This window comes from Rugamonas aquatica (assembly GCF_009380215.1).
Classification (GTDB): Bacteria; Pseudomonadota; Gammaproteobacteria; order Burkholderiales; family Burkholderiaceae_D; genus Rugamonas; species Rugamonas aquatica_B.
In genome coordinates, this window is record NZ_WHUG01000001.1 from 78,458 (window position 1) to 90,938 (window position 12,481).

At 64.3% G+C, this 12,481-nt stretch carries 10 protein-coding genes; 7 read left to right on the forward strand and 3 right to left on the reverse strand.

Features of this window, described 5'->3' with window-relative positions; genetic code table 11:
• Positions 1-49 precede the first annotated feature (49 nt).
• Genes smc through GEV02_RS00445 form a run of 6 tightly spaced genes read left to right on the forward strand, consistent with a single transcriptional unit; the run spans position 50 to position 9,493 of the window.
• On the forward strand, positions 50-3,577 hold the full coding sequence (gene smc, locus GEV02_RS00420; RefSeq protein ID WP_328595678.1) for a chromosome segregation protein SMC: 3,528 nt from the start codon (positions 50-52) through the stop codon (positions 3,575-3,577).
• A complete protein-coding gene (locus GEV02_RS00425; protein ID WP_152836003.1) occupies positions 3,574-4,719 on the forward strand; it encodes a cell division protein ZipA C-terminal FtsZ-binding domain-containing protein in 1,146 nt (381 codons plus the stop codon). Before smc ends, GEV02_RS00425 begins: the two co-directional genes overlap by 4 nt.
• Positions 4,720-4,730: 11 nt before the next feature.
• Positions 4,731-7,067, forward strand: a complete 2,337-nt coding sequence (gene ligA, locus GEV02_RS00430) for an NAD-dependent DNA ligase LigA (RefSeq protein ID WP_152836004.1) — start codon at positions 4,731-4,733, stop codon at positions 7,065-7,067.
• A gap of 15 nt (positions 7,068-7,082) precedes the next feature.
• Positions 7,083-7,985, forward strand: coding sequence for a UTP--glucose-1-phosphate uridylyltransferase GalU (gene galU / locus GEV02_RS00435; RefSeq protein WP_152836005.1), 903 nt, complete (start codon positions 7,083-7,085; stop codon positions 7,983-7,985).
• Entirely contained in the window at positions 7,982-8,518 is a 537-nt protein-coding gene (gene def, locus GEV02_RS00440) for a peptide deformylase (protein ID WP_152836006.1), read from the forward strand. The genes galU and def overlap by 4 nt, the downstream gene beginning before the upstream one ends.
• A gap of 9 nt (positions 8,519-8,527) precedes the next feature.
• The gene (locus tag GEV02_RS00445) at positions 8,528-9,493 is read left to right on the forward strand and encodes an ion channel (protein WP_152836007.1); all 966 of its coding nucleotides are present in this window, start codon (positions 8,528-8,530) and stop codon (positions 9,491-9,493) included.
• Positions 9,494-9,505: 12 nt separating this feature from the next.
• On the opposite strand, the gene GEV02_RS00450 is transcribed toward GEV02_RS00445, so the two are convergent.
• Positions 9,506-9,928: a hypothetical protein gene (locus tag GEV02_RS00450; protein WP_152800665.1), complete on the reverse strand. Its 423-nt coding sequence runs from the start codon at positions 9,926-9,928 to the stop codon at positions 9,506-9,508.
• A 115-nt stretch (positions 9,929-10,043) separates the two neighbouring features.
• Between GEV02_RS00450 and GEV02_RS00455 the strand changes: the two genes are divergently transcribed.
• Positions 10,044-11,078, forward strand: coding sequence for a hypothetical protein (locus GEV02_RS00455; RefSeq protein ID WP_152836008.1), 1,035 nt, complete (start codon positions 10,044-10,046; stop codon positions 11,076-11,078).
• On the opposite strand, the gene GEV02_RS00460 is transcribed toward GEV02_RS00455, so the two are convergent.
• Complete coding sequence (locus tag GEV02_RS00460; RefSeq protein ID WP_152836009.1) at positions 11,052-12,134, reverse strand: DNA topoisomerase IB; 1,083 nt, start codon at positions 12,132-12,134, stop codon at positions 11,052-11,054. The genes GEV02_RS00455 and GEV02_RS00460 overlap by 27 nt on opposite strands.
• 74 nt (positions 12,135-12,208) lie before the next feature.
• Positions 12,209-12,436, reverse strand: coding sequence for a hypothetical protein (locus GEV02_RS00465; protein ID WP_070359967.1), 228 nt, complete (start codon positions 12,434-12,436; stop codon positions 12,209-12,211).
• Between the last annotated feature and the right edge of the window lie 45 nt (positions 12,437-12,481).

A 12,481-nucleotide genomic window follows, 5' to 3' on the forward strand; every position in this document is an offset into this window, starting at 1 on the left:
CAAAATGGTATTATTGTGAACTTTTCCAGCCCACACACCAGATAACAACGTGCGTCTATCTTCCATCAAATTGTCGGGATTTAAGTCTTTCGTTGATCCCACCAATTTTCAGGTACCGGGTCAGTTGGTTGGCGTGGTGGGGCCCAACGGTTGCGGCAAGTCGAATATCATCGACGCCGTGCGCTGGGTGCTGGGCGAATCCAAGGCTTCCGAGCTGCGCGGCGAGTCCATGCAGGACGTTATTTTCAATGGCTCGACCCTCCGCAAGCCGGCCGGGCGCTCGTCGGTTGAACTGGTGTTCGACAACAACGACGGCAAGGCCTCCGGCCAGTGGGGCCAGTATGCCGAAATCGCCGTCAAGCGCACGCTGACCCGCGACGGCACCTCGACCTACTACATCAACGGCCAGCCGGTGCGCCGGCGCGACATCCAGGACATCTTCCTCGGCACCGGCCTCGGCCCGCGCGCTTACGCCATCATCGGCCAGGGCATGATTAGCCGCATCATCGAATCGCGGCCGGAAGAGTTGCGCGTGTTCCTGGAGGAGGCCGCTGGCGTTTCCAAGTACAAGGAACGCCGCCGCGAAACCGAAAACCGCCTGCACGACACCCGCGAGAACCTGCTGCGCGTGGACGACATCCTGCGCGAGCTGAACTCCAACCTGGAAAAGCTGGAAGGCCAGGCGGCCGTCGCCACCAAGTTCCACCAGCTGCAGTCGGACCAGGAAGAAAAGCAGAAGCTGCTTTGGCTGCTGCGCAAGATCGAAGCCGAGAACGAGCAGAAGAAGTACTTCCGCGAGATGGAGCAGGCGCAGAACGACCTGGAAGAACAGACCGCCAAGCTGCGCAATGTCGAGCTGTCGCTGGAGCAGATGCGCCAGGCGCACTTCTCGGCCGGCGACCGCCTGCACACTGCGCAGGGCAGCCTGTACCAGACCAATGCCGAAATCGGCAGCCTGGAAGCGCAGATCAAGTTCGTCATCGAATCGCGCAGCCGCCTGCAAGCGCAGCTGGCCGCGCTGACCGCGCAGCGCGACCAATGGCAGAACCAGGCCAGCGAATACGGCGGCCAGATCGAGGAAGCCGAGTTCACGCTGGAAGAGCTGTCGGCCAAGGTCGAACAGTCGCAGATGATGGCCGAGCAAAAAGCCGAGTCGCTGCCGATGCTGGAGCAGCTGTGGCGCGAGGCGCAAGGCAAGAGCACGGAATCGCGCGCCCGCATCATGCAGGCACAGCAGCAGCTGGAGCTGGAATCGGCGCACCAGCGCAACGCCAACAACATCCTCAACGGCCTGGCCGTGCGGCGCGAGCGCCTGCAACAGGAAAAGAGCGGCCTCAATCTGCCGGACAGCGCACACCTGAACAACCTGCGTCTGCAACTGGAAGAGAAACAGCAAGCCCTGGAAGAACAAGGCTTCCTGCTGGAAGAAGCGCTGGAGCAGCAACCGCGCCTGGACGAGGAACGCCAGACCGCGCAGCAGCAGGTCAACACCGAAACCGCCGCCAACGCCCAACTTGAAGCGCGCTTGAACGCGCTGCGCCAGTTGCAGGAACGCGTGCAGACGCAGGGCAAAGTCACGCCATGGCTGCAAAAGCACGAGCTGGATACGCTGCCGCGCCTGTGGCAAAAGCTGAACATCGAATCCGGCTGGGAGACCGCGCTGGAATCCGTGCTGCGCGAGCGCACCTCGGCTTTGCAGATGTCGAACATCGAATGGGCCAAGGCCTTCTTCAGCGATGCGCCGCCGGCCAAGCTGGCGCTGTTTGCGCCGTCCACCGCCGTGCCGCCTGCGCCGGTGGAAGTGGCGGGCCTGAAGCCGTTCCTGAATCTGCTCAAGCTGAATGACCCGGGCCTGCGCGGCCTGCTGCAAGACTGGCTGCACAACGTCTACATCGCCGAGGACACGGCTGAAGCCTTCGCCGAGCGCGCCAGGCTGCCGGCCGGCGCCTGCTTCGTCACGCGCCAGGGCCACGCCGTCACGCAGGGCAGCGTGCGTTTCTACGCCGCCGACTCGGAGCAGGACGGCATGCTGGGCCGCCAGCAGGAAATCGACAACATCACCAAGCAGCTGCGCGCGCAGCAGATGCTGGCCGACGAGGCACGCGCCCGTTCGGTGCGCGCCGATGCCGCCGTCGCCGAGTTGACGCGCCGCCTGACCGAGTACCGCGCCAAGCTTCAAAGCCTTCAGCAATCGGTGCACACCTTGCAGCTGGACGTGGTCAAGCTGTCGGAGATCGAAGCGCGCTTCAACCAGCGCAGCAACCAGATCGAAACCGACCTGGCCGAAATCGCCGCGCAGGAAGAAGAGCAAACGCAGATCAAGATGGAGTCCGAGGAAAAGTTCGAGCAGCTCGATATGGAACTCGGCAATCTCCAGGGCGACCACGAAGAGGGCCAGACGCTGTTCCTCGAAAAAGAGCAACGCCTCGCCGACGCCCGCGAAGCCTTGCGCGACCTGGAACGCGGCGCGCAGGAAGCGCAGTTCGCGGAGAAGTCCCAGCGCAGCAAGATCGAAGAATTCCGCCGCTCGATCGCCACCGCGACCGCGCAGGTAGCGCAGGTCACGCAAAGCCTGGAAGCTGGACAGGCCGAACTGGCCAATCTCGAATCCGGCCAGGCCAACGAAGGCTTGCAGGATCTGCTGGACCGCCGCACCGGCCAGGAAAAAGCGCTGTCCGACGCGCGCCATGAACTCGACCAGATCACGCAGCAGCTGCGCATGTTCGAGGAAGGCCGCATGTCGACCGAGCGCGCGCTGCAACCGCAGCGCGACAAGATCATGGAGATGCAGCTGAAGGAACAGGCGGCGCGCCTGAACCAGGAGCAGTTCGCCGCGCAGCTGGCCGAAGTGCAGGCCGACGAAGCGGCGCTGGCCGAGAAGCTGCACCCCGATATGAAGGCCTCGTACCTGCAAGGTGAAGTCACGCGCCTGACCAATGCGATCTCGATGCTGGGCGCGGTCAACCTGGCGGCGCTGGACGAGCTGGCGACGGCTTCCGAACGCAAGAACTTCCTCGATGCGCAGAACGCCGACTTGACCGAGGCGATCAACACGCTGGAAGACGCGATCGCCCGCATCGACAAAGAGACGCGCGATCTGCTGCAAGACACTTTCGACCGCGTCAACGGTCACTTCTCCGAACTGTTCCCGATCCTGTTCGGTGGCGGCCAGGCGAAGCTGATTATGACCGGCGATGAAATTCTCGACTCCGGCGTGCAGGTCATGGCCCAGCCGCCGGGCAAAAAGAACGCCACCATTCACCTGTTATCCGGCGGTGAAAAAGCGCTGACCGCAACGGCGCTGGTGTTCTCGATGTTCCGACTTAACCCGGCGCCGTTCTGCCTGCTCGACGAGGTCGATGCACCGCTGGACGACGCCAATACCGAACGATTCTGCCGGATGGTCAAGCGCATGTCTGACCAGACCCAATTCCTCTTCATCTCGCACAACAAGATTGCGATGGAGATGGCCAATCAACTGATCGGTGTGACGATGCAAGAGCAGGGCGTATCGCGCATCGTGGCGGTGGATATGGAATCCGCCGCAAACTTCGCTTCCGAGGCACAAGCAGCATGAACGACTTTCAAATAAGTTTGATCGGGATCGCCGGCGTATTCGTCGCCGGCGTTTTCACGTACAACAAAATCCAGGAATACAAGGCCAAGAAGAGCGTCGAACGCGCCTTCTCGACCGACCATGACGATGTGCTGATGCGGACCGGCGACACGCCGCCTGCGTCCGGCGCGCGCCACGAACCCAGTTTCTCGCTCGACAGCGCGGCGCCTGGCGTGGCCGGTGGCGAAGCCTCCGCCGCAGCCGCCGCGTTGGGAGCGGTCGCCGCCGAATTCGAAACCGATGCCGCCGACCCGGCCGCGCCGCCGGCCGCGCCCCGCGCCAACAACGTGACGCCGGCCGCCGAACAGGCCACCGCGCTGGTCGACCCGCTGATCGATTGCCTGCTGCCGCTGGCGCTGGAAGGCGCGGCGCGCGGCGACAAGCTGCTGCCGGTGCTGCAAACGCTGCGCATGGTCGGCAACAAGCCGGTGCACTACATCGGCCTGGCCGTCAGCGGCGACTGGGAGCCCATCGTCCACGGCGGCGTCTACACCAAGCTGCAAGGCGGCGTGCAGCTGGCCAGCCGCAGCACCGCGCTGAATGAACTGGAATACTCGGAACTGGTCACGCGCCTGCGCGCGATGGCCGATGAAATCGGCGCCGAGCCGGAAATCCCGGACATGATCGAAGTGATGGCCGAAGCGCGCAACCTGCACCGCTTCGTCGCCGGCCACGACGCGCAACTGGGCGTCAACCTGCAAACCAACGGCGCGCCGTGGGCCATCTCCACGCTGCTGGGCGCATTGGAGAAGCAGGGCTTCGACGTGCGTCCCGACGGCCGCTACGTGATGCCGGACGGTGAGGGCGGTCATCTGTTCTCGCTGTCGACCAATGTCACGCTGGCCGAAGAGACCACGCCGCGACTGACCTTGCTGCTGGATGTGCCGTGCGTGGCTCCGGCCCGCGACGGCTTCGGCGCCATGGTCGCTTGCGCCAAATCGCTGGTGGGCCGCCTGGACGCGACCATCGTCGACGATTACAACCAGCCGTTGTCGGACACCGCCTTGTCGGAGATCGCCGGCCAGGTACAGGACTTCTACGCCGAGATGAACGACGCCGATATTCCGGCAGGTTCGATTCGCGCGCTGCGTTTGTTTAGCTGACAGGAAGTGGAATGACTGAAGTGGATTACAAGGCGCGCATCGAGTCGCTGAGCGCTGAGCTCAACAAGCACCTGCACGCCTATCATGTGGAAGACGCGCCCACCATACCGGACGCGGAGTACGACAAGCTGTTCGTCGAGTTGCAAAAGCTGGAGGAAGCGCACCCGCAGTTCGCGCTGCCCGATTCGCCCACCAAGCGCGTGGGCGCGGCGCCGCTGCCGCAGTTCGACCAGGTCACGCACACGGTGCCGATGCTGTCGCTGAACAACGGCTTTACAGACGAGGATATCGAGAACTTCGATCGCCGCGTGCGCGAAGGCCTGGATGCGGCGGCCGCCGTTGAATACGCGGCCGAAGTCAAATACGACGGCCTGGCCATCAACCTGCGCTACGAGAACGGCCTGCTGGTGCAAGCCGCCACCCGTGGCGATGGTTACACCGGCGAGGACGTCACCGCCAATATCCGCACCATCCGCACCATCCCGCTGCGCCTCGTCACGCCGACGCCGCCGGCGGTACTCGACGTGCGCGGTGAGGTGCTGATGTTCAAGAGCGATTTCGAAGCGATGAATGCGCGCCAGCGTGAAGCCGGCCAGAAGGAATTCGTCAATCCGCGCAACGCGGCGGCGGGCAGCCTGCGCCAGCTCGATTCGCGCATCACCGCCTCCCGCAACCTGAGTTTCTTCGCCTACGGCGTCGGCGCGCTGGAAGGCGCGGAGATGCCGCTGTCGCACTCCGCGCTGCTGGACTGGTACCGCACCATGGGCCTGCCGGTCGCGAAAGAAGGCAAAGTGGTTAGCGGCTACGACGGTTTGATGGCCTACTACAAACAGATCGGCGAAGCCCGTCCGACTATGCCATACGAAATCGACGGCGTGGTCTACAAGGCCAACCTGCTGCAAGACCAGCGCACGCTGGGCTTCGTGTCGCGCGCGCCGCGTTTCGCGCTGGCGCACAAGTTCCCTGCCGAAGAAGCGCTGACCACCGTGCTGGCGATTGAAGTGCAGGTCGGCCGCACCGGCGCCATCACGCCGGTGGCGCGGCTGGCGTCCGTGTTCGTCGGCGGCGTCAACGTCACCAATGCCACGCTGCACAACGAGGATGAAGTGCGCCGCAAGGACGTACGCATCGGCGACACCGTCATCGTGCGCCGCGCGGGCGACGTCATTCCTGAAGTGCTGTCCGTGGTGCTGGAGCGCCGCCTGTCGCCGGAGCCGGAAGCCTACGTGCTGCCCAAGACCTGCCCGGTATGCGGCTCGCACGTCGTGCGCGAAGAGGGCGAGGCGATTGCGCGCTGCTCCGGCGGCTTGTTCTGCTCGGCCCAGCGCAAGGAGGCGATCCGCCACTTCGCCGGCCGCCGCATGATGGACATCGAAGGTCTGGGCGACCGCTACATCGACAATCTGGTCGAGCATGGCCAGGTGCAGCGTGTGGCCGACCTGTACGCGCTCAAGCTGGAAGACCTGCTGGAGATGAAGCGCCTGGCCGACGAACGCGAAGGCACGACGCCGGAGACTGTCGCGCAGGGCAAGATCGCCACCAAGTGGGCGGACAATCTGCTGGAAGCCATCGCCGCCAGCAAGAACCCGCCGCTGGAGCGCATGCTGTTCGCGCTCGGCATCCGCCACGTCGGCGAATCGACCGCCAAGACGCTGGCCGAATGGCTGGGCCGTTTCGATCTGATCCGCCGCGTGCCGGCCGCGCTGCTGCGCGTGCTGCCCGATATCGGCGGCATCGTCGCCGAATCGATCGCCGACTTCTTCGCCGAGCCGAAGAACCAGGAGGCCATCGACGCCTTGCTGGCCGCCGGCGTCGCGCCGGCCGGCGAGCATGCGCCGAGCGCCAAGCTGCGCGAAAAGCTCGACACCGTCAAGCTGATGGCAGCGCTGGGCATACCGAAATTGACGGAACCACGCAGCAAGCAGCTGGTCGAACAGGAAGTGACGCTGGAAGTGCTGGCGCACCTGCCGGTGTTCACCGTGTTCGGCCTGCCGGCCGGCGTGGCCGAAGCGCTGGAAACGTGGATGGCGGAACCCGGCCACCGCGAGCAGTTGATCGCGCTGGACCAGTTGCGCAAGGATTTGCTGGCGCAACTGCCGGAGCAGGCGGCCGAAGGCCCGCTGACCGGCAAGACCTTTGTATTGACGGGTACTCTGCCTAACCTCAGCCGCGATCAGGCGGGCGCCATGATCGAAGCGCAGGGCGGCAAGGTATCCGGCTCGGTATCCAAGAAAACCCATTACCTGGTTGCCGGCGCCGATGCCGGCAGCAAGCTGGCCAAGGCACAGGAACTCGAAGTCACCATACTGGACGAGGCAGGCCTGTTGGCGCTGCTGGACGTCAGTTAAAACAAGATAGCTATCATGTCCAAAATCAGAAAAGCAGTATTCCCGGTCGCCGGTCTTGGCAGCCGTTTTCTTCCAGCGACCAAAGCGCAGCCGAAAGAAATGCTGCCCATCGTCGACAAGCCGCTGATCCAGTACGCGGTCGAAGAGGCGGTCGCCGCCGGCATCACGGAGATGGTGTTCATCACCGGCCGTAACAAGCGCGCCATCGAGGACCACTTCGACAAAGCCTACGAGCTGGAAGCGGAACTGGAAGCGGCCGACAAGAAAGCCTTGCTGGAGCTGGTGCAGAACGTCATTCCGAAGAACGTCAACTGCATCTACATCCGCCAGTCGGAGCCGCTGGGCCTGGGCCACGCGGTGCTGTGCGCGCGTCCGGTGATCGGCGACGAACCGTTTGCCGTGCTGCTGGCGGACGACTTCATGGACACCGCCGACGGCGTCAAGCCGGTGCTGGCGCAGATGACCGACCTGTACGCCTACGAGCGTTGCACGGTGCTGGCGGTGCAGGAAGTGCCGCGCGCCGTCACCCGCCAGTACGGCATCGTCAGCGCCTCGGCCTACCAGCCCAAGCTGGAACTGGTGCACGGCATCGTCGAGAAGCCTTCGCCCGAAGTGGCGCCGTCCACGCTGGCGGTGGTGGGCCGCTACGTGCTGTCGGGCCGGATTTTCCAATACCTGGAAAACCTCGGTACCGGCACCGGCGGCGAGATCCAGCTGACCGACGGCATCGCCGCGCTGATGAAGGATGAGCGCGTGCTGGCCTACCGTTACGACGGCCAGCGCTACGACTGCGGCTCCAAGCTGGGCTACCTGAAGGCGATGACGGCGATGGGCCTCAAGCACCCTGAGACCGGCGCCGAGTACTGCCAGTTCCTGCGCGACATGCAGTGCGAGATCAACGGCGGAGGCGTCAAATGACCGTCCGCGAAATCCTGAAGATGGGCGACCCGCGCCTGCTGCGCGTGGCGGAGCCGGTGACGGAGTTCGACACGCCCGCCATGCGCGAGCTGATCGCCGACATGTTCGACACCATGCACGCGGCCAATGGCGCGGGCCTGGCGGCGCCGCAGATCGGCGTCAACCTGCAACTGGTGATCTTCGGCTTCAAGCAGAACGCGCGCTATCCCGATGCGCCGCAGGTGCCGGAAACAGTATTAATCAATCCGGTCCTGACGCCGCTGTCCGACGAAAAGGAAGAGGGTTTCGAAGGCTGCCTGTCGGTGCCGGGCCTGCGCGGCAGCGTGCCGCGCTTCGTCAAGCTGCGCTACGAGGGCGTGGACCAGTTCAAGCAGCCTATCTCCCGCGATGTCGACGGCTTCCATGCGCGCGTGGTGCAGCATGAGGTCGACCATCTGCTCGGCGTGCTGTACCCGATGCGTATCACCGACTTTTCGAAGTTCGGCTTTACCGAGGTGATGTTCCCCGACCTCGATCCCAACGACGACGATTGAGGCCCGGCCATGAGTGAAGGTCCGGTGCGCAAGCCGGTGCAGAAGGTCATTCGCCCACGCGTCGGCAATGACCGCGGCGTGTTCCAGATGGGGACTTCGCAGATCAAGCGGGTGGGCCTGGGCCGCCGCCACTGGGGCGACATCTACCACTGGATGCTGACCCTGAGCTGGACGCATTTCTTCCTGCTGGTCGGCGCGCTGTACCTGGTCACCAACCTGGCGTTCGCGCTGGCGTTCTTCCTGGTGCCCGGTTCGATCTCGAATGCGCGGCCGGGCTACTTCCTGGACACGGTGTTCTTCTCGATCGAAACGCTGGCCACCGTCGGCTACGGGTATATGAACCCCGGCTCGACCTACGGCCACATCGTCGCCTCGACCGAAATCCTGCTCGGCATGGTGGAAGTGGCGGCGGTGACTGGGCTGCTGTTCGCGCGCTTCTCGCGGCCGACCTCGCGCATCATGTTTTCCGATGTCGCCGTCATCACGCCGTTCAACGGCGTGCCGACGCTGATGCTGAGGACCGGGAATGAGCGTGGCAACCTGATACTGGAAGCCTCGGTGCGGGCCACGCTGATACGCCGCGAGACCACGATGGAAGGGCAGATCTTCACGCGCTTCTACGACCTGCAACTGGAGCGCGAGCACTCCGGCGTGTTCGCGCTGACGTGGACGATCCTGCACAAGATCGACGAATCGAGTCCGTTCTGGGGCAAGTCGCAGCAAGACCTGCACAATGAAGGCGCGACCTTGTCGGTGGCCGTTTCCGGCACCGACGACACGCTCAACGATTTCGTCCACGCGCGCCAGACCTACGCGGCGGAGCACATCTACTTCAACCACCATTTCGCCGACATCATGTCGGATAAACTGGAGGGCAATGTGCGGATACTGGACTACAGCAAATTCCACGACATCTACCCGGACGGCACGGCCGGCGGCAGCATGCCCGGCGCGGCGCTGGCGCACCCCGGCTAAGAGGGGAGCGCGTCAGCCTGCGCCCAGCAGGTCGCGAGAGTTCAGCAGCGCGTAGACGATATCGGGGTGGTTGTGCAGGCAGCGCCGCACGGCGGCGGGCACTTGCTCGCGGGTCTTGCGGCACAGGCCCTGCTGCTCCGCCAGACGTATCTGCAAGCCCATCACGGTGCGCACGCCGTTCAGGCTGGGCGTGATGGTCAGGCGTATGCCCAGCTGCTCCAGCATGCGTTGCTCGATGCGGCCCAGCTCCTCGAAGCTGGCGATGTTCTCTATCCTGGCAATCAGCAGTTTTTCTTCATCGCGCGTGAGGCGCAGGATGCGGATGTCCGTCTCCTCTGGCGCCTGGTCCCACTGTTCCAGCAGTTCGTCGCGGCGGCACTCGCACGCGCCGGGCGGGCATTCTTTTCGAAGCTGAAAGGGCAGTGCTTGAGGCATGGCGAAACGACCCGGCGGCATAGTCAAAGCTAAATTCTACTCCGAACACCGCATTGTGCGACGCCTGATTGTTATCATGCATATAATATTATTTTTTAACTCAAGCCTGCGCCGCATGAAAAACAAGTACTCGACCCTGCCGTTACTGGCAGCACTGTGCGTGGCGTTGCCCGCAGCAGCGGGCCCGGAAACACTGGAGCGCTGCCCGCCGGCGGCCAAACCATGGCTGCCCGCCGGCGCCAGCCAGAACGTGTGTTCGCAGTATTCGTCCAACGCCGGCGTCGGCGCGACCAACTACGGCAGCTCGCAAAAAATGGCGGCGTTTAGCAAGGACGGCAAGCTGGTGGGACTTCGCAATCCGGACCTGGGGCGTGAAGATCCGGCGCCGAAGGATACCTACGACCCGGCGGCGTGGGAGCAGTCCGGCAGCACCGGGCCGGTTGGCGAATTATGGTGGGGCCGGCGCGACAACCTGCATCTGTTTGTCGGCCAGGAGTCGAAGGTGCGGTTGAACGTGGAGGCCAGTCGCGGACCGATGCCGGGACCGGCGGAGCGGCAGGCGCGCATGCTGGCGATCATGGCCCAGGCCCAGGCCCAGGCCATGGCGGCCAATAAACCGATTCCGCAATCGGCCTACGACAATCTGCTGTTCATACACCGCAGCATGGAGTACCGCCAGGTCGACGGCACCGACGCGACCTTCCGCGGCGGCCTTGGCGGCGACGGCTTTATCCCGCCCGGTAAAATATCGGACGCCAAACTGAAACTCGATAATCTGCCGGCCTACAAGGGTGTGCTCAGTTTCGAGATGAAGGTGGACGGGGTTGCGCGCCGCTTCAGTTTTCCGGTGATGCTGGACCAGGCCACAGATCATCTGGTCGCCGCCGCCGTCAACGGCGACAGCTACGTCAAATGCGAGAAGCGGCCGAATCGCGGGAAGAATGAATCGCTGTCGTGCCCACTGAACAAGGAGAACTTCCCGGAGCGCTACGACGCCGAGGGCGCGTTTTTCGGCGACCACGCGACGCTGGCGGCGGTGAAAATCTACATGACGCTCAACTCGCCGGCGCGCAATCGCCACGAGGACATCGCCACCGCCGTCATCATCCTGCGCGCCGAGGCTTCAGCGCCGGTCGCCGCTGGCCGCTGAGTGTTGCTGCAGTAGCGCCAGCAGCGCCGTCTCCTCGGGCCGCAGCGCATGCACATCGCGCCGCAGCTGCTCGCGGTCGCGGTGGTGGAGCGGCTTCAGCATGCTGCCGTCCAGGTAGGATGCGATCACGCTGGGATGCACGTAGCACTTGCGGCAGATGGTGGGGGTATTGCCCAGTTTTTTCGCGACCGATTCGATGGCCCGCACCACATTCCTTTTTGCCTGCGCTGGCGAGTCGAACTTCTCGTGTTCGCGCAGCGCCACCGACGCCAGGACCGTGCCGGACCAGGTGCGGAAATCCTTGGCGGTGTAGTCCTCTCCGGCGATCGCCTGCAGGTAGTCGTTCACGTCGGCCGAGCCGATGGCGTGCGGATTGCCGTCGTCGTCGATGTACTGGAACAGCTCCTGGCCCGGCAGGTCGCGCGTGCGGCGGATGATGTTGGCCAGGCGCCGGTCCGCCACCTCGACGGCGAGAAGCACGCCGCTCTTGCCGCGAAAGCGGAATTCAACCTTGCTGCCATCCAGCCGCACGTGGCGGCCGCGCAGCGTGGTCAGGCCGAAGGACTTGTTCTCGCGCGCATACTCCTCGTTCCCGATCCGCATCATCGTCGCTTCGAGCAGGTAGACGATGGTGGCCAGCACTTTCTCGCGCGGCAGGCCGGGCAACCTGAGCGCGGCATCGACCGCGCGCCGTATCGCGGGCAGCGCCTTGCCGAAGCCGAGGATGCGGTCGTATTTGGATTCGTCGCGGTGGCTGCGCCAGAGCGGGTGATAGCGGTACTGCTTGCGCCCGCGCGCGTCGCGGCCGGTGGCCTGCAGGTGGCCGCGCGGATGGCTGCAGATCCAGACATCGCTCCACGCGGGCGGGATGACCAGTGATTTGATGCGGGCCAGCGTGTCGGCATCCTTGACGGCATGGCCGTCGGCGTCGACGTAGTGGAAGTGCTTGCCGCGCTTGCGGCGGGCGATGCCGGGCTGGTAGTCGTGCACGTAGCGCAGGCCGGCCGATCTGGCGGCGGCGGTGGAATCGACGGCATCGGGCAGGTCGCGTTTCATCGTTGTCCTTGGTGGGCGGATGATCGCAGATCGTACCCGGCCAGGGCCGGCGATGTTGTGCGCTAACGCACGCTTTAGTCCATGCGCTTGAGGCGCTGGCCGACGATGCTCCATTTGCAGGCTTCGCCGTCGACGGTGCCGGTCAGCACCCAGCCGGTGCCGATCTTCTCGACGCCGATTTCGCACTCCAGCTCCTTCGCCAGTTTTTCGGCCCAGCCGCGTGCCGCGCCTTGGCCCTTGAACAGCTCATTGCCTTCGTAGATCACGGTGGCGTCGAATACGGGGGCGGCGAAGATGGTCATGGTGAGGCTCCGAAAAAGTAAGCCGGTATTGTGCCATTAATTCCG